At 57.8% G+C, this 22,230-nt stretch carries 18 protein-coding genes and 1 rRNA gene; 6 read left to right on the top strand and 13 right to left on the bottom strand.

Annotated elements, in window-relative coordinates; all coding sequences use genetic code 11:
• Positions 1-325: transposase (locus tag K419_RS23255; protein ID WP_318842540.1), on the top strand; the 325-nt coding region annotated here is incomplete at its 5' end.
• A 104-nt stretch (positions 326-429) separates the two neighbouring features.
• Here K419_RS23255 and glpK read toward each other — a convergent pair.
• The 7 genes from glpK to K419_RS0117345 form a co-directional block, all read right to left on the bottom strand.
• Positions 430-1,917: a glycerol kinase GlpK gene (glpK, locus tag K419_RS0117375; RefSeq protein WP_026842687.1), complete on the bottom strand. Its 1,488-nt coding sequence runs from the start codon at positions 1,915-1,917 to the stop codon at positions 430-432.
• 15 nt (positions 1,918-1,932) lie between these two features.
• Positions 1,933-2,541 (bottom strand): hypothetical protein, encoded by a 609-nt coding sequence (locus K419_RS0117370; RefSeq protein WP_026842686.1) that lies wholly within the window; start codon positions 2,539-2,541, stop codon positions 1,933-1,935.
• Positions 2,542-2,589: 48 nt separating this feature from the next.
• Positions 2,590-3,756, bottom strand: a complete 1,167-nt coding sequence (locus tag K419_RS0117365; RefSeq protein WP_026842685.1) for a DUF3108 domain-containing protein — start codon at positions 3,754-3,756, stop codon at positions 2,590-2,592.
• A gap of 121 nt (positions 3,757-3,877) precedes the next feature.
• On the bottom strand, positions 3,878-6,211 hold the full coding sequence (locus tag K419_RS0117360; protein ID WP_026842684.1) for a multiheme c-type cytochrome: 2,334 nt from the start codon (positions 6,209-6,211) through the stop codon (positions 3,878-3,880).
• Positions 6,212-6,245: 34 nt separating this feature from the next.
• Positions 6,246-6,941 (bottom strand): cytochrome c3 family protein, encoded by a 696-nt coding sequence (locus tag K419_RS0117355; RefSeq protein WP_026842683.1) that lies wholly within the window; start codon positions 6,939-6,941, stop codon positions 6,246-6,248.
• 15 nt (positions 6,942-6,956) lie between these two features.
• Entirely contained in the window at positions 6,957-8,171 is a 1,215-nt protein-coding gene (locus K419_RS0117350) for a hypothetical protein (RefSeq protein ID WP_026842682.1), read from the bottom strand.
• 947 nt (positions 8,172-9,118) lie between these two features.
• Positions 9,119-10,300: an MFS transporter gene (locus tag K419_RS0117345; protein ID WP_026842681.1), complete on the bottom strand. Its 1,182-nt coding sequence runs from the start codon at positions 10,298-10,300 to the stop codon at positions 9,119-9,121.
• Positions 10,301-10,592: 292 nt separating this feature from the next.
• On the opposite strand from K419_RS0117345, the gene proC reads away from it, so the two are divergent.
• From proC to K419_RS0117330, 3 genes are read left to right on the top strand one after another with little or no spacing between them, the layout of a single operon-like run.
• The gene (gene proC, locus K419_RS0117340) at positions 10,593-11,396 is read left to right on the top strand and encodes a pyrroline-5-carboxylate reductase (RefSeq protein ID WP_026842680.1); all 804 of its coding nucleotides are present in this window, start codon (positions 10,593-10,595) and stop codon (positions 11,394-11,396) included.
• Entirely contained in the window at positions 11,393-11,677 is a 285-nt protein-coding gene (locus K419_RS0117335; protein ID WP_026842679.1) for an acylphosphatase, read from the top strand. The genes proC and K419_RS0117335 overlap by 4 nt, the downstream gene beginning before the upstream one ends.
• Before the next feature lie 49 nt (positions 11,678-11,726).
• Positions 11,727-12,173 carry a thioredoxin fold domain-containing protein gene (locus K419_RS0117330; protein WP_226377732.1) on the top strand — a complete coding sequence of 149 codons (447 nt, stop codon included), beginning with the start codon at positions 11,727-11,729 and terminating at the stop codon, positions 12,171-12,173.
• Between the two features lie 60 nt (positions 12,174-12,233).
• On the opposite strand, the gene K419_RS0117325 is transcribed toward K419_RS0117330, so the two are convergent.
• Positions 12,234-13,565 carry a radical SAM protein gene (locus tag K419_RS0117325; RefSeq protein WP_026842677.1) on the bottom strand — a complete coding sequence of 444 codons (1,332 nt, stop codon included), beginning with the start codon at positions 13,563-13,565 and terminating at the stop codon, positions 12,234-12,236.
• 163 nt (positions 13,566-13,728) lie between these two features.
• Between K419_RS0117325 and K419_RS0117320 the strand changes: the two genes are divergently transcribed.
• Together K419_RS0117320 and K419_RS0117315 are read left to right on the top strand one after the other, a co-directional pair.
• Positions 13,729-15,402 carry a B12-binding domain-containing radical SAM protein gene (locus tag K419_RS0117320; protein ID WP_026842676.1) on the top strand — a complete coding sequence of 558 codons (1,674 nt, stop codon included), beginning with the start codon at positions 13,729-13,731 and terminating at the stop codon, positions 15,400-15,402.
• A gap of 112 nt (positions 15,403-15,514) precedes the next feature.
• A complete protein-coding gene (locus K419_RS0117315) occupies positions 15,515-15,778 on the top strand; it encodes a hypothetical protein (RefSeq protein ID WP_026842675.1) in 264 nt (87 codons plus the stop codon).
• Between the two features lie 4 nt (positions 15,779-15,782).
• Here the strand turns inward: K419_RS0117315 and K419_RS0117310 are convergent, their stop codons facing one another.
• The 5 genes from K419_RS0117310 to rrf all read right to left on the bottom strand — a co-directional run bounded on the left by K419_RS0117310 (position 15,783) and on the right by rrf (position 22,090).
• Positions 15,783-17,237, bottom strand: coding sequence for an aminoacyl-histidine dipeptidase (locus tag K419_RS0117310; protein WP_026842674.1), 1,455 nt, complete (start codon positions 17,235-17,237; stop codon positions 15,783-15,785).
• Positions 17,238-17,342: 105 nt separating this feature from the next.
• The gene (locus K419_RS0117305; protein WP_026842673.1) at positions 17,343-18,149 is read right to left on the bottom strand and encodes a M48 family metallopeptidase; all 807 of its coding nucleotides are present in this window, start codon (positions 18,147-18,149) and stop codon (positions 17,343-17,345) included.
• 42 nt (positions 18,150-18,191) lie between these two features.
• Entirely contained in the window at positions 18,192-19,796 is a 1,605-nt protein-coding gene (locus tag K419_RS0117300) for a DUF3943 domain-containing protein (RefSeq protein ID WP_026842672.1), read from the bottom strand.
• Between the two features lie 275 nt (positions 19,797-20,071).
• Positions 20,072-21,763: a methyl-accepting chemotaxis protein gene (locus tag K419_RS0117295; RefSeq protein ID WP_026842671.1), complete on the bottom strand. Its 1,692-nt coding sequence runs from the start codon at positions 21,761-21,763 to the stop codon at positions 20,072-20,074.
• A gap of 210 nt (positions 21,764-21,973) precedes the next feature.
• Positions 21,974-22,090, bottom strand: a 5S ribosomal RNA gene (gene rrf, locus K419_RS0117290).
• Positions 22,091-22,230 lie beyond the last annotated feature (140 nt).

Below are 22,230 nucleotides of genomic sequence, written 5' to 3'. Positions count from 1 at the left end.
ATCCGAAGATATCGCTCTTGCATATAAGCTTCGCTGGGATATCGAGGTCTTTTTTGGCTGGTGGAAGAAACATCTCAATGTGTACCATTTGATTGCCAGAAGCCCACACGGCTTGATGGCGCAAATACTAGGTGGTCTGATAACTTACCTGCTCCTTGCAATTTACTGCCATGAGGAACACAACGAGCGCGTTAGTATTAATCGTGTCAGAGAACTAAGAACAAAAATAAGAAACGAAATAGTTGAAATGATGGCCGAATCTCACGATGTTGACGGAACCGAGGCTGGCGTCGGAGAGCATCCACCATCAACTGCAACTTCTTAACCGGACACTACTTAGTTATCCCCTGTATCCCCTTCATCCCTGTGCAACTTTAAAAGGTTTTGTTTTCCTCTGTGTCCCTCAGTGGTCCTCCGTGGTGAGCGCCTTTAGTTCTTTTCCCATCCCAGCGAAAGCCGCACGCACTTCTGCCATCCCCGGTGCAACTCCTCGCGCCGCTTTCGCTCCATCTGCGGCTCGAAGCGGCGGTCCAGCGCCCACTGCGCCGCGATGGCGGAGGTATCCAGCACTCCGGCCCCGATACCGGCCAAAAACGCCGCCCCGAGCGAGGTGCTCTCGGTGCAGCGAGGACGAAGCACCGGGACACCCAAAAGGTCTGCCTGAATCTGCAACAGCAGGTTGTTGGCGGCAGCCCCCCCGTCCACGCGCAGCTCTTTGAGCGCGATACCGCTAGCCTTTTCCATGGAGCGGATGGCGTCGAGCGTCTGGAAGGCGATCGCGTCCAGCGCGGCACGCGCCAGGTGCGCCTTGGTGCTCCCCCTGGTTAGCCCGGCGATCACCCCCCTGGCGTAGGGGTCCCAGTAGGGGGTCCCAAGGCCGGAGAGCGCAGGAACGAAATAAACCCCGGCCGAGTCGGACACGCTGGCGGCAAGCGCCTCCACCTCCCGCGCATTCCCGATCAGCCCCAGCCCTTCCTGCAGCCACTGCACCGCCGCACCGGCGATGAAGATGGAGCCCTCCAGCGCGTACTGCACCGCCTCGCCGGGGAGCTGCCAGGCGATGGTGGAGAGAGCCCCGTCGCCAACCCCGGGGCGCGCCCCGCTGTTCATGACCACGAACGCCCCGGTACCGAAGGTGGCCTTGGCCATGCCGGGGGTGAAGCACCCCTGCCCGAAAAGCGCCGCCTGCTGGTCGCCGGCCACCCCGGCAATGGGTATCTCGGCGCCGGCAACCTCTCCCGAGGTGTGGCCGAAGCCCGCAGCACTCCCCCTGACCTCGGGAAGCATCGCGCGCGGGATGCGGAAAAGCCGCAGCAGATCTTCGTCCCACTCAAGGGTGTTGATGTTGAAAAGCATGGTGCGGCTTGCGTTGGAGATGTCGGTCAGGTGGCTTTGGCCGCCGCTGAGCTTAAACATGAGCCAGCTGTCGACCGTACCGAAGCAGACCTCCCCCCGCTCGGCACGCCGGCGCAGCCCGTCCACCCGGTCCAGAAGCCAGCAAAGCTTGCTCGCCGAAAAGTAAGGGTCGAGCAAGAGCCCGGTCCGCTCGCGCACCATGGCCTCCAGCCCCTGTTCTTTGAGGGACTCGGTCAACTCCGCCGTGCGCCGGTCCTGCCAGACGATGGCGCGGTGCAGCGGCTTTCCGGTCCCCCGCTCCCAAACCACGGTGGTCTCGCGCTGGTTGGTGATGCCGATACCGGCTATTTGGGAAGGCGCGATGCCAGCCTTGGCAATAGCCTCGGCGATGCATGCCAGTTGCCCTTCCCAGATCTCCTGCGGGTCGTGTTCCACCCATCCCGGGTTCGGGTAGTGCTGCGCCAGCGGCCGGGACTCCGTCGCCAGCGATTCCCCAGAGGCGGCGTAGAGGGTCGCCCTGCTGCTGGTGGTCCCCTGATCTATGGACAAGAGGTATTCCACATCTCCTCCTTTGGGCTATTGGAACCTGATGATGAACCTGGTCCCGATCCGCTCTTCCTCGTGCTGACGCATGAAGGGAGAGCCGTCAAGCGGGTTCTGGTCGTAATACAGCATGAGGTCTGCTCGCGGCAACAGGCGGATGCCGACTTCCCCGGTCCAACGTACCGAGGTGCGCCCGGGGCGGATGAAATCGTAGCCGGTGCGCGAGCCGACCTCAGGGCGTACGCCCAGCTCCTCGCCGGCAGCAACTCCCTTCTTCTCTACGGTCACCATGGGAAGCTTGGCCCCAGCCGAGAGATAAAAGCTTTCGGCAAGCGACAGACGCCACCCGGCCTGGGCGTGCAGACGGTGGGTCGACTGTTCCACTCCGCCATGCAGTTCCTCGCCGGTGCCCCGGTAGTCCAACCCGAGTTCGGGTTTCAGCGACAGGAGCGAAGAGGCCGAATAGGTCAGCCCAGCATTGGTCAGAAAACGTGTGGTATCGAAGAAATTGGCGGTCGCCAACGGTGCAGAAAGGGTCGGCGTATCGAGCGGACTTGAGAGTTTCGGCGTGCCGATGCCAGCTCCATGTAAAGGAGCTGCGAAGAGGATGACCGTCAGAAAAGCAGCTAGAGTGGCTCTCATGCCGACAGTGTAGCAAAAAGGCGTGGGAGGTTCACTGATAATATCTAATTATTCTGTCTCAGCCTTGGCCGAGATACTCTCTCGGGGAGCGCTGTCCGTATCCGTGTCAGCCGCTATGAGTTCGACAGTGACCTTCCCCAGGGAGATTTGTGTTTCCACCTTCACCGGCACCTTGTGAGCGTCGTCGGTGAGCCAGATGGTCACCTCTCCCGTCCTTTTGAAAATACCGTCGGTCTTCAGCACCGGCTTGATCACGATGGTGTCCGCCTTTCTGAAGCCGGGCAGGGTGATCCGCTCGCGCCGCAGGACCTCGATCGGGAGGTCGGCGTAGGTGTCACTGTCGTAGACGTGGAGCGTCTCCGTCCTGCCCAGCTCCAGCGGGCGGTTGCGCAGGTAGTAAAGCCCGGAGATGATGTCGGTGACGTCGCTATTGGGGACGGTTTCGTTCAGGCTGCGATTGGTGAGACGGTCGATCCAAAACACCTTCTTGTCGCGAAGCATCAGGGTGAAGGCCCGGTCGCTTCTGAAGTTCCCTTCCTGCTGCCGTATCCAGGTCAGGATGTAGTTGCCCCCGATGTGGCGTGTCTCCACCAGGTCGTCGACCGAATAGATCCCGGAAAGAGCCGGAGCCGACTTCACCTTCAGGGAGATGCGCACCTCCCCTTGCTCGTTTTTCGCCTCCAACTCCGCGCTTCCCACCGGCAGGTTGAACATGCTGATCTGGTAGGTGAGGCGCTCCTTCGCCGTCGCCAGGAACTCGCGCGCCTGCCGTAGAGGCGGGTGCACCAGGTAGGTAGCCGCCTTTTTCGGGAGGGGTGAGGCGGAGGCCTTGGGCCCCTCCTTTTCCTTCTTTGCTGCGGTTTCAGGAACAAGAGGCGTTTCAGGCTCGGCGGGACGCGCCGGTTTTGTGGCATTGTCGTGCACTGCCTGTGGCGGGAGGGGGGACGTGGTCGGCTCAGCGGCGACCACATTCCTCAGTGCCTTCAACCGTACCGGCATGGGCTTCGCTACCTCCGGCAGTTTTGGTTTCGTGACCGGCACGGCGAGGGGAGTTGCCTGGGCCAGGTCGACCATCACTGCCTGCAGCGGGGGAACCGCGTTCCCGAAGTCATACCTGCCGTACTTCCAGACAGGGAACAGAAAGGCCAGGTGCACCAGCACCGAAAAGGCGATGCAGGACGTTCCGATACGGTTTTTGTGGAGAGGGAACATCATAATTTGCTTCCTGAGCCTCGTGTTGCGGCAACGCCGAGCGCGGCGCCGCCATCCAAGTGAAAAGCCCCGCCTCTTACGAGGCGGGGCAGGTCCTGCTTAGGTTGCTACATGAAAGCCCGCTTTACGGACGTTCAGATGCGTTCCATACGAAGGTGGTACGGTTGTAGCCAACCAGATACTTCAAGCTCTCCGTGGTGCCGGTATTGGAATTGGCGCCCTTGGTGTAGATGTTTGCGCCAGCGGCGTCCTTCATGCCGGAGTTGAGCGCGGTGGCTCCGGTGGAGAGATTCATGGTTTTGTCGTCGAGGAAGTCGATGCTGTCGTAGAGCAGCCTGCGGGCGTAGGTGCGAGCGTGGGCAAAAGCCGCAGGATCGCGCTTCAGCACGTTGATGTTGAAGCAGGCCCCCATCAGTTTCTCAGCCTGGGCGGCGGTAAGAGCACCACCGCGGGTCCAGTCTTTCACCGCGGTTCCCGCGGCGAGGTTGTCGTCGTAGAAGTACGGGTAGGCTGCCTGGTTGTAGCTGATGTTGTAGTTGGTCTTAAGCGACTTCAGTGCAAGGGCGATTGCGTTTTCGAACGGAACGGACCCTTCCTCCTCGATGAATGCCTTAAGGTCGGCCGGGGTTTTGACATCGTGACACTTGGAGCAAACGTTGTCGATAGTCTTCTGCCCCAACTCAAGCGTGTGGTTTCCGGCTGAATAATGGCAGGTCACGCAGGGGCCGGCGGAGTCGAGGTTGCCGGCGACGAAGAAGGCGGTGTTGTGGCTGTCGCCGTTGATGGCGCTGGTGCCGAGTTTGCGGTGGGTAGAGGTCAGCTTGCCCTTGACGGCGGCGCTGTTGACATCGACGGTGTTGTCGGTGTCAGAAGTAAGGGTCTGGCCGTAGGAAACGATAGCGGTGCCGGTGGTCCCCGGAACCTGGGTGGCGGCAGGTACGAAGTTGGTGTAGCCGATCTTCACGTACATGAGGCCTGCGGCCGCCATGTAGTGGGAGTTCACAAAGCTCACGTTGGTGAAGGGGTCGGCGGCTGCGGTCAGAGCAGTGATGCTGTCGTTGCTGGATAGGCCGGCATGGCAGGCGATGCAGACGTTTGAAGCCTTGGCATCCGGGAACTGTGCCAGAGCACCTTTGAAGTTGTAATCAGCCTTGATAGCGCCCGGCTGGCGCAGGGTACCTGCGGCTGCATCGGAGTGGCACCCCCAGCAATACAGAACCTCTTTCTGCCCATTGGTGCGATGGGAGAAGTCGTTGCTCGCGGAGTTGTAGGTGGCCGGCCCGTTGAGGTAGTTAGCGGCTCCGGTAGCAGTATGGCACCTCTGGCAGTAGGCACGGGCGGGCTGGGTGAAGTCGTAATGCACAAATGCAGCACCAGTAGCCTCGGTAGCCCCCTCTTTCATAACGGCATCAACGGTAGCGACGGTACGTGCATCATTAAGCGCAGTCGCCTTTGCGTATTTCGATGCCAGCAGTTTACCTGCGTGGCCGGACTCCGCCCATTCCGTGTAGATGGTGTCTTTCGGTGTCGCCGTGTTGCCATACCGGGTACCGGTCCTCATCTCGTGGCCATGGCAGTCGAAGCAGGGGTTGGCTCCATTGGTGCGGAGGACGTAGCCCTCGACGTTAGCTGTCGCTGGATTGTCGTAGTGCGTGGTAGCGATGATGCGGTACCAGGCCGTCTCATGGAAGAACTTCGCCGTGGTAATGCCGGAATCAGCCGTCCCTGAGGCGACCAGAGTGCCACCGGGAGTGGTGTAGGAATGGCAGCTAGTGCAGAGGTTGAACTGCTGGTTAGTGCTGGGCACAACCGCACCTACTGTAGCGCTCGGTTGGAACAAACCAGTTGTAGTTTGAGGGGTGCGCAACTGGTTGGTCTTGTGCGTGGTGTGGCAGGTAATGCATTTCATACCCGAGGACTTGGAGCCGTTCACGTCGAGGCCCGGGGCGCGGTCGGCGTTGGCTGTAAGGGTATCTTTGTCTCCTGTGTATCCCGACATCCCGCCAAGGACAGCCCCTTCATGGGTATGGCAACGGGAGCAGATACGATGTGCCTCGTCATTGGCGTATTCCAAGGTGAAGTTGGTCGGGCCGTGGTTTGAGGTTACGTAGGCAGCTACGATGGTCGAGTGACAGCTTTTGCACTGCTCCTGGGTCGGGCGGGGATACGGCATCGGTCCGACGCCGTTATGCTGGGCGCCGCCACCGTGGCAGTCCTGGCAGCCAACTCTGTTCAGGTTGTGTACAGAGTTAATGTAGTTGGTCACGATCGGGTCCCCGGTCAGCTTCTCCGCCTGATACTGGCCGCTATGGCAGCCAATGCAGTCGGCTTCGTTAACTTTGGCGACGTTGCCAGCCGTGAGATTCCCCTCTTTGTGACTGGTACCGCAGCCGGCAAAGACGGCGGTCATCAGTAGCGAAGCGATTACGGCCGAATACTTGAATACCTTTTTACTCATTTTTGATCCTCCTTAGTTGATGGCCAACTAGCAGTTAAAAAGTTCCCGGCACATGGCACTTGAGGCACACCTTGCTGCCGGCCTTGTCCTTGTAGTTCGAGCTGATCCCCTTCCAGTTGCGCGGGTGCGGATTGGTCTTGCCGCTGGAATGGCACTGGATGCAGACGTCCCCTTCCGGGTGGCAGGTCTGGCAGGACTGCAGGTTGCGCCTTGCCTCGATGGCATGCTCGCCAAGGGCCGGTGCGTACTGCTGGTTGTTGGGGCCGAGCATCAGGTGGGACTTGATCCTCAGGCTCCCTTTGGGGAAGCGCGCATGGCAGGCGTTGCAGTACTTCTGGTCGTGGCAGCGGTAGCAGGTCTGCGGGTTGTCCTGCGCCTTGAGCGGGTGGAGACTGACAAAGTCGCTGCGGTGGCTCTTGGGCACGTAGTCACGGCCGAAGGTGGACCTGGAAAGGTCGGCATTGATGCCGCCGCCCTGGTGGCAGTCAAGGCAGTACGACTGGGTGTGGCACTGGCCGCAGTTATTGTTGGCCTTGCTGGCCACCGTGCGATGATTGCGCGTCCAGTCACCGTCATGGTTAAGCGCAACGCCTTCGCCTTTGTGGCAGTCGTTGCACTCGGAGATCTTCATCTCCGCGTATTCCTTGTGCTGCTGTTTCTCGGCCAACGCCTGTTGGGCATACAAGGCTGACATCAAGCACAGCATGCAGATAAACAACATATTCCTCACAGTAGCACCCCCTTTCTAGAAGTCGTAATCGAACGCAAGCCGGCCCGAGACATTGTTATCGTATCGTGCGTTAACATCGTCCTGGATGCGGCCGGAGACCGCGATGTTTTTGGCAACTTTGTACTTGCCCCCCAACCAGTACCTGCGTGCGGTTTCTTCGCCCGTAAGCGAGTCGCGTTGATAGACGTCGTAGGTGAAACCAGCGCCTATCTGAGAAACCTTGTTGAGGTCGTAGTTGGCATCGATGATCACCCCGTTGGTATTGCCGTAGTACCCGTTGCGGTTGTCGTACTCGACATTCACCTTGAGCGGTTCGATCGGGCGGAACGAGGCGCCTGCCTCGTAGACGTTGGCATGGCCATCGTCGCCGTACCACTGCCGGTTATAGCCCAGCTTCAGCGAAACCATGTTGTTCAGGTTGTAGTCGACCCTGAACACCCCTTCGGTGTAGTCGTTGACGGCAAAGACCGAGTAGATCGAGGTGGTGTCGAAGGTCGCATAGCTCTTGTAATACTCGCCCGTGAAGACAAGATCCGATCTAGGGAAGTATTTCACCCCGCCCAGCAACTCGTTGAAAGCTTCGGCGGTCGTGTCGTACTTGGCATTGCCGTACACCTTGAGGCTGTTGAGCAGGTACTGCTTGAACGACCCGCCGACGATGTCACGCGTGACATTGCCGCTGTCGTACTTGCGGAACCAGCTCAGCTCAAGATCAGTTGCCTTCTGGCCTACCAGGTAGGCGCTCATGCCGATTACGGCATTGCTGGCGTCCCCCGTCTCCCCGTTGAGGCCAAAGATGACGTCGTGCCCACCCATTACAGTGAAGGCAACCGGCCCGACGTTTTTTAAGTCTGCCTGGATGCCGTCTACGATGGCACTGCCTGCTGCGAGGTTCACGAACTGCCGACCGAACTTGAAATCGATCTTGTCGAACAGGTCGCGGTAGTCACCGTAGAGGTAGTAGAGCCTGCCGTTCAGCCCTTCACCGTTGGTGAAATCCTGCGATCCCCTGCCGTAGCCATGGATCGAGAACTTTCCTGCCTTGTCGATGTTGGTGACCGATAAGCGCAGATATTCGGACAGCTCGATCTGACGGTCGTCACCCAACAACTCATTGTTGAACGATTGGAACTGGGTGGAACTTCTACCATGGATCTCGGCGCCCCAGCCAACGGTGGCCGGGAGCACGGAGAGACACAGAAGCAATAGTGGAACCTGTTTGATCCCCATTAATTCAACCTCCTTTCTATTCGATATCGCATCTACTACCGTTCGACTTCCTTTCTTTCATAAAAGCGGTTGGACCTCCTCGTAGCATATTGTGAACACCTGGATGATGGGCACGCCACTGCCGGTTTGCTCTATTAATAATTTTTTACACTGTCAAAACGCTATGCTTGAATTATTGTTACGGCAGCTCGTTGGAAGAAGTGCGTCCGATCCCTGACGAAGCTGCGTTTATTTTTGAAATTCACGGAGAGAGTCGCATCAGCAAAGGAAAGATTAGCGCCAACACACGGTAACAGTTTGGCACTGAATTGGTTACAACATGGTAAAGGTACAACAGAGATCTGGTAGTGCAAGTGCGTCCCCCATTTTGTTACAGTTTTTGTCCAAATAAATCTTCTCTATGATAATAATTTCATTTTTCGAAGCAGGAAGATTTAAAATTAATACAACATAATGTAAGTTCAAAATGCTTAACTGCTGTAGTATGGGGTCATCTAACGGTGGTAACCACCTATCACTACAGCAAGTTCCTGACCAAAACTCACAATGTGTTGAATGCAGGCAACATACAGATCTCAATACATAGTAAAAAAACCATATTAGTCTTGATATTTTGACTAGTCCGAGTCGATTTATTGACATATTTAGTTTGGTTCTAAGTCATAGTCAGTTTCTTCGGCAAGCACAGTGACAGCTTTAGGAAAAATTTGACAAAGATCATTTTTTTATCCCAAGTATCTGCTAGACACAGCACGATTTCCAAAGACAGACGACTCCATCATGACTGGCATAGTGCCCATTTTATGCCATTTTTTTCGGGACTTATGACTGTGAAGCTCATACTGGTGTCTTGAGATGCGAAAGCTGGGAGCGGAGCAGGAAGAAAGATGAGGAAGGATGGCTGGAGTCGGGGGAATCAACTATGGCACAAACTTTGTCACGATGGATCAGTGTTGCAGTTTCGGCGCGTTTTCCATAGGGGGGCGCACCAGCACCAGCAGCAACAGCACGGCCAGCGCCGACAGTGCGGCTCCGAAGATGAAGGGGGCAACGGGACCTGCGTGCTGCCAGATGAGGCCGAACAAGAGGCTTGCAGGGAGCGCACCGGCGCCGATGGCGAAGTTGTACCAGCCGAAGGCGGCGCCGCGCAGCGTGGCATCGGACATGTCCACCAGATACGCCTTCTCCGCCCCCTCGGTGAGGCCGAAGAAAAGGCCGTAGAAGGCGAAGAGCAGCCAGACCTGCATCTCGTTAGCGGCCAGGCCGAAGCCGATGTAGGCCAGCGAGTAAACGCACCACCCCGCCACGATCACCGATTTCCTGCCGATGCGATCCGACAGCGCTCCGAAGGGCATGCTGGACATCATCTTCACCAGGTGAAAAAACGCCCACAAAAGCGGGATCCTGTGAGGCGGAACGCCTAGGGTACCGGCCTTCAGCAGCAAAAAGGCGTCGGAAGAGTTGCCAAGGGTGAACAGGAAGAGAATCAGCAGGTACCTGCGGAGCGGACCGGCGGGAATCAGGGCAAGCTGCAACCGTTCCTTGGCAAGCGGGACCCTTTCGGTTTCCCTCACTTTCCAAACGATCAGGAGCACAGCCAAAAGGCCTGGGATGGCGGCAAGCCAAAAAACGACCCTAAGGTCGGTGACGAAGTAACTCAAGAGGAGCGTCGCGACCAGGGGGCCGACCAAGGCGCCGGCATGGTCCATGGAGCGGTGGAAACCGTAGGCCTTGCCGCGCAAGGAGGGGTCGACGGAATCGGCAATGAGCGCATCCCTGGGGGAGGTGCGGATTCCCTTGCCGACCCGGTCGCCGGTGCGGATCAGCAGCACAGTGAAGGCTGAACCGGCGCTGCCGATCAGCGGGCGCATGAAGGAAGAGACAGTGTACCCGATAAGCACCAGCCGTTTGCGTCTTCTGACACGGTCGGAGACAATACCGGAGACGAGCTTCAAGAGCGAGGAGGTCGACTCCGCGACCCCTTCGATGGTGCCGAGAAAAGCCGGCCCCGCGCCCAGCACCCCGGTCAGAAACAGCGGCAGCAGCGGGTAGATCATCTCGCTGGAGACATCGGTGAAGAAACTGACCAGCCCCAGTATCAGAACGTTGCCGGTAATGCCTTTGAACATGGTGCCTCCCCAGGCTTTGAGTCTAGCCGATTGAATCATACTGACAACTTCAAACAGTCAGGACAGACACAATTAAAGCAGATCAATTTTATTGACATTTGGTACCGGATTTATTACCTATCTTTGAGCTAAATCTTCCCTCACCCTAACCCTCTCACAGAGGGAGATGGGATAATGGACCCCCTGCCACAGGGATCGTCCACTGACCGTCTCGAAGAGAGAGGAGATTACAAGCCTCTATCGCAGGAGATAGTCGCTGATCTGAAATTATTAAGTAACTGGAGGCGCAGGCATGGACAAGAGAACAGGTTTCATCGGGGGCGGCAACATGGCCGAGGCGATCATCAAGGGCCTTGTCGCCGGAGGAGTCCCGGCAGGAGAATTGACCGTGTCCGAACCTTCGGAGCCGCGCAGGAAGCTGCTGGCCGAGAGGTACGGGGTCAAGGCCATCAACGACAACAAGGCACTGATCCAGATGAGCGATACCATCGTCCTCGCCGTCAAGCCTCAGTTAGCAGGCCAGGTGCTGGGTGCGATAGGGACCGGGTTCATCGACAAGCTGTTCATCTCCATCATGGCCGGCGTGAAGAGCGCCGCCATAGAGGGCATTCTCGGTTCCGGCGCCCGGGTGGTCCGGGTGATGCCGAACACCCCCGCCTTGGTCCTGAGCGGGGCATCCGCCCTGTCCCGCGGCGACAATGCCACCGAAGACGACCTCACCCTTGCACGCAGGATCTTCGACCTGATCGGTACCACCTGCGTGGTGGACGAGAAACTGCTCGATGCCGTGACCGGCGTCTCCGGCAGCGGCCCCGCCTACGTCCTCACCTTCATCGAAGCGCTGAGCGACGCCGGGGTGAAGCACGGGCTGACACGGGAAGTGGCGACCCAGTTGGCGACCCAGACCGTGTACGGTACGGCGAAGCTCCTTCTTGAGACGCACGAGCACCCGGCGGTGCTGAAGAGCAACGTAGCCTCCCCGGGCGGAACCACCATTGCCGCCATGCATTCCCTCGACCAGGACGGTTTCCGCGCCGCCACCATCAACGCCGTCGACGTCTGCGTGGCCAAATCGAAGGAACTGGGGCAAAAGTGAGAACCAGGTCGACCGTCACAGTGCGGGGGAGGGTGCAGGGTGTCTCCTTCCGTTACCACACAACGCGCGCAGCAGCCCGCAACCAGGTTTCAGGGTGGGTTGCCAATCTCTCCGACGGTTCCGTCAAGGCATGTTTCGAGGGCGAGGCGGACGACGTCGAGGCGATGGTTGAGTGGTGCCGCAGGGGGCCCGAGTTGGCCCGGGTCGACGAACTGAGCGAGCAGAAAGGGGAGTACGCCGGCGAGTTCACCGGTTTCGAGATAAGGGGCAGCGATGAATAAGCGGATTTTGCAAAGTCTTAAGCAATTGGCGGGAGTGGCAGTACTGGCAGTGGCAACGTTTTTTTCGACTGCGGCTTTCGCTCAAAGCGATCTGGATCTGGACAAGGCAGTGAAGGTGGGGACCGGAAAGATCATGGTGATAGAGTTCACCGATCCTGACTGTCCTTATTGCAGAAAAGCCGAGGCGTACTTCCAGAAGAGAAACGACGTCACCCGCTACATCTTCTTCATCCCCCTGGCAAAGCACCCCGCGTCCAAGGGGAAGGTGCAGTACATACTTTCCGCAAGCGACAAGGTAAAAGCGATGCGTGAAGTAACGTCCGACGATTTCGACACCAAGAAGCTGTCGCAGATCACGGTCAAAGGGAAGAAACTGCAAAAAGAGCACGAAGAGATCGCCCGTGCCAACAAGATGACCTCCACCCCCACCTTTGTCATCTACGGCAGGATAGTAGAAGGCTTCGACCTGAAAAAACTGGAGCCGCTGCTGAAATAGCCGCGGCTCCAGTGAGCAGATTCAGGCAGGTTTTAGTTGTCAATTATCCATTGTCAATTGTCAATTGCCTTTAATAGGCCACCTTTTCTCATACCCCTCCGGGAAGAAGTTCTCGCGGGTCCTGTTGAAGTAGCCGTACTGGATCTTCGGGAACGCCTTTTTCACCTGCTGCAGCATGCGGTACATGCCGATTCCCCGCTCTTCCACTCCCATGCGCTCGTTGTAGAAAGCCGGGTCGATGGAGAGGTTCCTCATCTGCAGCATGTCCACGCCGGTCGTTTCGATGAATTTCAGCAGCGCCTCCACCTCTGAAGGGCTGTCGGTCACGCCGGGGGAGACCAGGTAGTTGATCATGGTGAAAAGCCCCTTCTGCTTGGCGGCCTTCACCGACTCGACCACGTCTGCGAACCGGTACCCCTTGGGACGGTAGTAGCCGTCGTAGAACTTCTCCTGGACCGAGTTCATGGAAAACCGCATGGAGTCCATACCGGCGTCGCAGAGCATCCTGACCCGCTCCGGCATGGAACCGTTGGAGTTGAAGTTCACCGTCCCCCGCGACGTCCCCGCCTTGAGCCTCCTGGTCGCCTCGGCCACCGTATCCGCCTGCATGATGGGATCCCCCTCGCACCCCTGCCCGTAGGAGACGATCGGGTCCGGCGCCTCCAGAAGGTGCGGCAGCATCAACTGCACGATCTCCTCCGGCGTCGGGACGAAAGGTATCCGCTCGTGGTTCGACGGGCAGCAGTCGGAGGGCTGGAGGCTGATGCAGCCAAGACAGTTGGAATTGCAGACCGGCGAGGTCGGAATCGGCGCTTCCCATCTCCGGAAGAAGAGGTTTTTGGCGGCGAAGCAGTGGTAGTCCACGGCACAGCGGGAGAGCTGCTCGATGAGCCTGTTTTCCGGGAACTGGGCCAGCATGCGGCGAACGAGGGGATCGAGCTTCCGGTCGTCGTAGTTCTTGGGTAGCCAGTTCTCGTTGTCGTCCACCCGCGTCGCGGCCACGACGAACCGTTCCGTCTCCTCATCCCAGCCGACCGCGGTGTAGGACCAAAGCGGCAGGTGCACCTTCTTCTGGCTGTAGTCGCAGGCGGGCAGGAGCGTCCGCATGTAACCCGGCGCCATGAAGGCGGATACGGCCTGAACGGGGATGCTGTGCCGTCCCTCCTTGACGCGGCTCACGGTGACGAAGCTGCCCTGGCGCTCGTCCCAGGCGATAGGTGGGGTCTCCGGGATGGTGAAGAGGCGGCTGTCTTCCGGCAGGGGAATCAGCTCCACCGATTCCGGGAGCACCGCCTCGTTGGCGCTCATCCCGGCCATGGTCAGGTACGGGTGGTCGTAAATGTTCCCCTGGCTGTCTGCGTAGAGGAGTTTAGGAAGTCGTTTTGTTTTCATATCTCTATCCCGATGGCAGTGCGCTGACACCGCCGTTGTCTTTATCTGGTGCAAGCAGGCACAGTAGCAAAAAACGCCTATCCCGGCAAGAAGAAGGGGGCGCCCCTTTTCTCTTCGTACTTTCCGTGGCAAATATCTCCAGTATCGGCTACAATCCCCGCCCATGAAGATCCTGCTTTCCACGCTGCACGCAAAGTACGTCCATGCCTCACTGGCCCTTCCCTATCTCGCCTCAGCCTGCACCGACTTGCCCGGGTCGGAGTTCCGCATCCTGGAGCTGACGGTGAACGAGCAGCAGGACCGACTCCTCGGCAAGCTGTTCGCCGAGGCGCCGGACGTCCTGCTCTTCTCCTGCTACATCTGGAATACCGATCTCACCCTGAAGCTTGCCTCCGACCTGAAGCAGCTCCTTCCCGGCACCTTCATCGTCCTTGGCGGCCCGGAGGTCTCCTACGGATCTTTCGAAATGATGGGGCGCAACGCCGCCATCGACTGCATCGTGCGGGGAGAGGGAGAGGAGACCTGCCGGGAGTTGCTGCAGGCCCTGGCAGGCGGGGTCCCCCTCGACGATATACCGGGCATTACCTACCGCGACCACGACGAGGTCGTCGCCAACCCGGAGCGCGGAGCGATAGCAAAGCTGGACAGCATTCCCTCCCCCTTTGCCGCAGGCCTTGTTGACCTCGACAAGCCGCTTGTCTACTACGAGACTTCCCGCGGCTGCCCCTTCTCCTGCGCCTTCTGCATGTCCTCCCTGGAAAACGGCGTCCGCTCCTTTTCCATGGAACGGATCGAGCGTGACCTGCGCCTGCTCATGGATAAGGGAGTACAGACCGTGAAGCTGGCGGACCGGACCTTCAACTTCGACGCACAAAGGGCCAACGCCATCTGGCGCTTGATCCTGGCGGAGAACAAATCGAGCAAGTTTCACTTCGAGATTGCCGCCGAGCTTCTTACCGAGGAGAACCTGGCGCTGCTTGCGGAGGTCCCGGCCGGGATGTTCCGCTTCGAGATCGGCGTCCAGTCAGGCGGCGAGAAGACGCTCGCCGAGGTGCAGCGTAAGTCGAGCCTGGACAAGCTGTATCAAAAGGTGAGGGCAGTGATTGAGAGGACCAAGGTGACGGTCCACCTGGATCTTGTTGCGGGTCTTCCCGGGGAATCGCTGGAGGGTTTCCTGGCTTCTCTGCAGGGGCTTTTCGAGCTGGGGGGAAATCACATCCAAGTCGAACCGCTCAAGGTTCTGAAGGGGACCGCCATGCGCGGCATCGCCCGCAAGGAAGGGTACGCCTATGCCGAAGCGGCGCCCTACAAGGTGCTGCGGACCCCTTGGCTCAGCTTCCCGGACATCCGCCGCATAGAGGCCATCAGCCGTCTCCTGGACCTCATTTACAACAGCGGCAGGTTTGCCGCCTCGCTGCGGCAGCTCGGCAACGGCAAGGAACTGGCGCAGGTCTTCGCCGATGCCGCCGACTTCTTCGAAAGCGAAGGTCTCATGGCCAATGTCTCGCTGCACCTTTTGTTCGAATCGGTATGGCGTTTTGCCTGCAGCAGGCTCGCGGGAGAGGAGTTGGAGCTTTTCCGTGACGCCCTCTGCTTCGACCACTGTATGACCGGCTATCCCGGTGGCCAGTGCCCCAGTTTCTTCACAGCCAACGTCGAAAAGAGCGAGCAAGGAGCGCCAGCCGGGCTTGCGGCCAAGCCCGCCGAGCGAGTCAGGTACTACCGGCGCAGGTTCGCCAGGGATTATCGCAACATCCCTTGGGGCGAAGCCGCGGTAGAGCTCACCTTCATCTATCGCTCAGCCCCCGGAGAAGGGCTCAAGGTTGAAATCCTGTAGCCCCAGCCCCAGCCCCCAGCCCCCAGCCCCTGGTTCCCCCCCTTGCACTCTTGCCCCACAAGGCAATACTGGAAGCTTAATTTTTTCCAATATACGACCCAAAGGAGTGGCCATGGAGTTCTTCACTGTCTCCTGTCTGCGCAAGGGAAGAGTCTCAGTCGACGGACTGTACCAGGGGGAAAACAAAACCGGCGAGACACTGAAGGTTTTCCAGTGCCGCGCCGGTCTGCATGACGTCTCTTTGGAATGTAAGGTCGGGCAGAAATGCCGGGAGATGACCCAACGCGTGCTGATAGCTGGGACCAACGCCATCGTCCCACTGGTGATCGGGTTCGTCTGCGAGGTCAGGGACGGATCGGACCAGGAGCGCCATTAAAGTTTCATTGTGCAGTCTTCAAAATCTCCAGCAGGAAGTTCCAGAAATTTACAACGCTGTCTATGTACACCCTCTCTTCTGGGGAATGCACCTTTTCCATGTTGGGCCCCAGCGAAATCATGTCCATGCCGGGAATACGCTCCCCGATGATGCCGCATTCGAGTCCGGCATGAATTGCCTTCACTTCAGCATCGCGGTCATAAAGCGCTCGGTAGCACTGCAGCGACAGTTTCAGGATGGCTGAATCGACGTTCGGCTGCCAACCTGGATACCCCTCGCTCACTTCCACCACCGCACCACCCAGTTGGAATATCGACTCGACGCTCTCGACCACTTCCTCGAGGCGGGAAGCTGAGGAACTGCGCTGGCTGGTGACCAGGATGACGCCACTCTCGCTGGTACTGATGACGGAAACGTTGGTGGAGGTCTCGACCAGTCCGGTAATGTCGTGGCTCATGCGCTGGACGCCGCTGGGAAGCCCGGAGATGGCCTTAAGAAGCTTCTCCTGAACCGTCGCATCCATCACCTTGCCATTCCCTGCATCATCCCGGCTCATAGCCAGCACGACGCCGGGGTCGACATTCCCCAATTCAGCCCTGAATACTAGGTCCAGCTCCGACACCAGCGCCTCGGCCTCAGCCAGCTTCGCTGCCGGCAGATACAACTGCGCAGTCGCCTCACGGGGGATGGCGTTCCGCATGTTTCCCCCGTTGATACCTGCAACCCTACCCCCTATTTTTGAAAGCCCGCAGAGCGCGCGGTTCAACAGCTTGATGGCGTTTCCCAAACCCTTGTCTATCTCCAGGCCAGAATGCCCGCCCCTCAGCCCCTTGACCGCTACAACGAGCGCAACGGCGTCCGCAGCTGCCGCCTCAGCGGCGTAGTTCCAGCATCCCACCGTATCCTTGCCGCCCGCGCACCCGATGTAGAGCGCACCTTCTTCCTCGGAGTCCAGGTTGAGGAGGGTCCTGCTCTGCACCAGGCTTGGGCTCAGGTTCTTGGCGCCGGTCAATCCCGTCTCTTCCTCCACGGTGAACAGGAATTCCAGCGGCCCGTGCGTAAGGGACCGGTCTTCCATCAGCGCGAGGGAAGCGGCGACACCGACTCCGTTATCCGCCCCCAGGGTGGTGCCGTTTGCAGTCACCACCTGATCCCTGCGCACCAGTTCGATGGGGTCGTTGAGGAAATCGTGCACCTTGTCCGCATTCTTCTCGCACACCATATCGAGGTGGGACTGCAGACATATGCCGGCGACGCGCTCCTTGCCCGGTGACGCCGGTTTCCTGACCACGATGTTCCCGCAGTCATCCTGCACCCCTTCGAGACCCAGTTGCCTGGCCCGGTCCAGGATGAAAGCGCCTATTTTTGCCTCATGACCTGACGGTCTCGCAATGGCGGCAATTGCTGCGAAACAGCGCCAAAAGGATTCAGGTTCCAAACCTTGGATTGCATCTGACATTTGAACTCCGTTCACCGTGACAGTCCCGCCTGAGCGGCTAAAACAAATCCCCCGCAAGCCTCTACAGGGGATCTTTGCAGCTTAAATGAAGCGAACAGCCGCAGGCTAGTACTTCTGCGCTTTCGCCTTTGCCTGGCTGAACGCCGTGGTCGAATCCGGCAGGTACGTTTTAGGCGGCAGCTTCGAGATTTCCCCCTCGATCGCCTTTATCCTCTCCACCGTCTCCGGGTGGGAGGAGAAGAAGCGCGCTATGCTGCCCGGATTTTTCTCCCCCGCGGCCGCAAGTTTCTGGAAGAAGGTCACCATCCCGTGCGGGTTGTACCCGGCCTTGTACATGGTCTCTACGCCCAGGTAGTCTGCCTGGCTCTCCATCTCGCGGCTGTAGTACATGGTCCCGGCTTTACCGAACATGTCTGCGGCCAATTTGGAGAGCTCGCCCTGATTTCCGCCCAGCAGCAGGGTGGCGATGAGCTGATAACCGTACTGCTGCGTCATCTGTCTGGTGGAATGCCTTGCCACCACGTGGTTTATCTCGTGCGCGATGACTGCGGCCAATTCAGTTTCACTGCCGGCAGCCTTGATGAGGCCGGTATTCACGTAGGTGTGCCCCCCGGGGATGGCAAAGGCGTTGATAGTCTCATCCTGCACCACCTGAAAGGTGTAAGGGAATTCCACCTTCCGCACCCCGGTCAGCAGCTTTTGCCCGACGCCTTCGATGTAGCTCTGCAGTTGCGGATCGTTCACCACCTTGTGCTGTTTTTCTACCTCGACTGCAAACTTGTCACCGAGCTGTTTCTCTTCTTCCACCGAAACAAGGTTGAATCCGCCCACTGAAGACTTGTTGATGGCGCAGCCTGAAACGAGCGGCACTGTGATAAGGATAGCGATAATAAATGACTTTAGGAATCTCATCGGGGTTACCTCACTTCTTGGATTTGATGTGGACTGTCTATGTCAGCGCTTGGCGGCATCCCGCCACTCAACCGCGCCAAGATTAATGTCACTAAGGAAGGCGTAGACAAGACTGATTGTACCTTCGGACCGATACCGCTTGGGAATATTAACATAGTTTGTATCACGGATCGACTCCGAATAGTGCAAGCCTATAGCATGGTGACCATATATTCTGACCGTTAATGCCGCGCCGCCACTGAATACGAACTCGGACCCCTTCGATCTGTCAGGCCCCAGCGCGCTCACATAATACCCTCGACTGGTGACATCGAGGATCGTTTTGTCTCCAAACAGTACGCTCAATGCGAGCAGCCCCTGCGGAGTGGCGCCAAAGTGATATCCCCTTTCCTCTGCGACGTCCGTCTCAAGGCCGGTGGCTCCGAACCCTAACCCGCCCATCACCGTCCCCTGGACGGCTATACCTGGAGCGGCCCAATATTGCCCTGTCGTGCCCAGAGACAGCGCAGTGGTGGAGACGCGGAACAGGTACGGCGAAATATAGTCGTAGCTTCCATAGAGCCCCCAGATTCCGCGGTAGTCATCACCTACGTGGTAATCGGTCCCCTTGAGCAGCCCCCTGATAGTAAGCGACTCGACCAGGTTGTGAGTTCTTGCCCGGGTGGAGATTTGGAAGTCGAAATAATCAAGCGGACGGTTGTAGGTGTACCCTGGTTTACCCGGCAGGCCATAGGACATGGCGAACTCGGCAATGGCGTTGCCGTCCCGGCTCGATGGACGAACCAGGGGGCTGAGGTTGTGTGAGTGCACGTTGGCGCTCGCCCCAGCCATGCAGCGCCAGAGCGTCGCCGGCTGGTGATTGGGATAGACCTCCTTGAACCTGTCTCCAAAAGCGATGCGGTTGAAAGCCGTCGAAGGCGATATGGCCGCCGCGGCAAGCTTATGTCCCAGCGGCGGGTTGGGACCGGCATCCTCCAGCACCAGCCCGGCCATGCGGAATAACGCCTCCCCCAGAAGGCTCCCTGCGTTGCCGGTGGTGATCTGGTCGTTGATCGACGGGCGCGATGTTTCCCCGGCCATCTCCCACAGAAAGCTTCCAACGTTGCTGTACACAAGCGATTGCCAGAAGTTAAGGCCGGATGAGCGCGCCAGCCCGTACATAGTGGCTCCCTCGTAAGGGTGGCCGAACTGGTTCACCTTGAAAGAGTCCTGGTCGAAGTTCCAGTTCTGTCGGTGCAGGTGATCCCAGATAGTGGAGAAGTTGGTGGAATAAACTTTTTTGCCATCCTTCTCGCTGTCATTGAGGATCAGACGATCGAATCCATTCAGCAGCACGATGAAGCCGGGGATCTCCAGCGCGGGAATAAGATAGCTTTTGCCCTCCCCCGTTTCCCAAGACAGCACCGGCTTCAATTGTCCTTTTGGTTCCGACGCATCCGCTCCTAACACCTGTGCCAGCTGAATTTCAGACTTGAACTGAGGTTCGCGCCAAAGAAACAGGGAGTTCCCCTCCATGCCGCCAACTTTTGTTGCAGCATCAGCCACATCGCCAGTAGCTGCGCCACCCGTTACAGGCATATGCGACAACAGGATAAACACTGTCCCAGCAAGCAAGCTTGCTGCGCTATTTCGGCGCTTGGCATTCATAACGCCTCCACTCACCACAATGACTAGTGCGCCTTGTTACAAGGTAGCTGGTTTTGGTGGGAATACAGAAAGAATGGGACTTGTGATTGGCCGACCGGCTTTATTGGTATTTAACAATCTACAAGAAGCGATTTCATTGTCAAGGCGCAACGGGAAGGAGTCGAGCCGGATTGCAGAACACAGTACCCTCCATTGTCACTGCCAGAAGCAGACGAAAAAGCCCCGCCAGAGATGTCTGACGGGGCTTCCAAATCGATTCGGAACAGGTGCGAGAATTACAACTTCCTGAAGCTCTCCATTTCACGATGCATATCGTTTATCAGGTTGTTGATCGTCTCGATTTCTCCAAGCATCTGCTTGGCTTCTTCAGCGGTACTCTCTATCAGTTGGTCGACCTCTGCTACATCGTTGCGCAGCATCTCGCCTATGGCAATTTGTTCCATGCAGGTCTCTTTCAACCTTTTGACCTTGTCATTGTCGTCTTGCACGCTCATCAGATAGAGCCGGTTGCCGCGTGCCTGCTCGTCGGTAGAGAGGGTGATCTTCTCAGACAAGCCACGCATCCGGTCCAGGCTGCGAACGATGAGCTGGGCGCCGGCCTCCTCCTCTTGGATGGCGCGACTGAACTGCTTCACGCGCGAAAGGTTCTTCTCGGCCTCCTCGGTAATCAATCTGCTTCCGGACGCCTGCTCGTCGGTGGCAGCGGCAATCTGCTGCACCATTCTCGAAGCCTCGGCCGCACTTTCTTCTATTCTGTGCAAGGCTGCATCGGCCTTTTCCGATACCTTGACACCTTCGGCTACTTTTTCCTTGCCCAATCGCGCCGCAGATTCCGCCGCCACGGTCTCTTTCTGAATGTTGACGACCAGTTCTTCGATTTCCTCGGTCGACGCAGAGGTTCTCTTCGCAAGACCGCGCACTTCCTCGGCTACCACCGCAAAGGCCTTGCCACGGTCGCCAGCCTGAGCTGCGATGATAGATGCATTTAAGGACAGAAGGTTCGTCTGTGAGACGACTTCCTTTATCACATCTAGGAACTCGCCCACCCGCAATGAATGAGAGGAGAGCCGTTTGATCGCGTTCACTGATCGGTCGCTATGGTCCTCAATCTCACCCATTGCCGCAATGGTAGCAGCCATGGCAACCATGCCTTCAACGGCCTGGACTCGAACCTTATCCGAGCAGTCAGAAGTGCGACGGGCTTTGTCACGAATACCCACAATGGAGTCGCCAATCCCGTTGATTGAGTTAAAGGTCTGCTCTGTCGATCCAGTGAGCGCCTCTATGTTTGCGGAAGTCCCTTTGATGCTTGCCGCCATTTCTTCGATCGAACCGGAAGTTTCCATGACCGATGCGGAATACTCCTGGATGCTGAGGGCAATGGCGTCGGTGGCTGCGCTCATTTGACTTGAGATGGAAGCGCGGTCATCGGTACGGGAGGCGATGTCTCTAATTTCCCGCAACAGGTCCTTAAAGAAGGCGTTCATGTCATCGATGGCTCTGATCGTCTCTTTCTCTTTGGCGGTTTGCTGAACGTTGTTATCCACGGTCCTGCTGAAGTCGGAAGTAAGGCGCCCCTGCCTGTCCGATATGTCGGCAGCAAGGCATGAGACGTTTTCCACCATCACCAGCACCCTGTTCATCAGTGCCTCGTTGCACTCCATCAGTTGCGTTAGCTCGTCTCCCTTACCGAGTTCAACCTTTGCGGACGCATCGTTGGTAATTTTATAAAGTGTTTGCAGCTGATGCTCGACGTATAGCCTCAGCGCTTCCTTTATGATCTGGTAGCAAAAACTGCCGACGATGAAACCTGCGGCGATGCAGCCAAAGACGTACAGCGGCGCGAATGCCTTTCCGCCAAAGAACAGCCAGGAATAGAAAGGGAAAACGACTCCCATCAGAAGCCCGAAGCAGACCATGAAGATATACGTACTGCGCAGTGAAGAAAGATACTTTCGGAAAAACATAGATTGATCGCCTCAATGCATATAAATATGCCAATGAGTACATTAAATACCAAATCGTGTCAATCCAATATGTAGTGCCAGTCGGTCGTTACAGGTTTCAGTCCGAGAAACGCAGGCAGAAGAGTGACGGGAGGGAGGGGACTAGCAGCGACTGGGGAGGTACCGCAAAAAGCCCCGTCAGGAAATCCTGACGGGGCTTTTCTATTAAATTCCCTGCGGCGACCTACTCTCCCACACCGTTACCAGTGCAGTACCATCGGCCCTGAGAGGCTTAACTTCCGTGTTCGGGATGGGAACGGGTGTGACCCTCTCGGCATAGCCACAGAGAAACTCTTAGCTCGAACCTCTACGGCTCTCGCAATATATTTCTCTACAATTGCATCTTCGTGATTTGTAGGTTTTGACTGCTAGCAGTTTATGATCGGGGGGTGGGAGACCCACCCCCCTCTCTAAGAATTTTTTATGGT

This window comes from Citrifermentans bremense R1 (genome assembly GCF_000426865.1).
Taxonomy (GTDB): Bacteria; Desulfobacterota; Desulfuromonadia; order Geobacterales; family Geobacteraceae; genus Geomonas; species Geomonas bremensis.
Note: the sequence above shows the minus strand (reverse complement) of the source record. Positions and strands in the feature narration are given on the sequence as shown.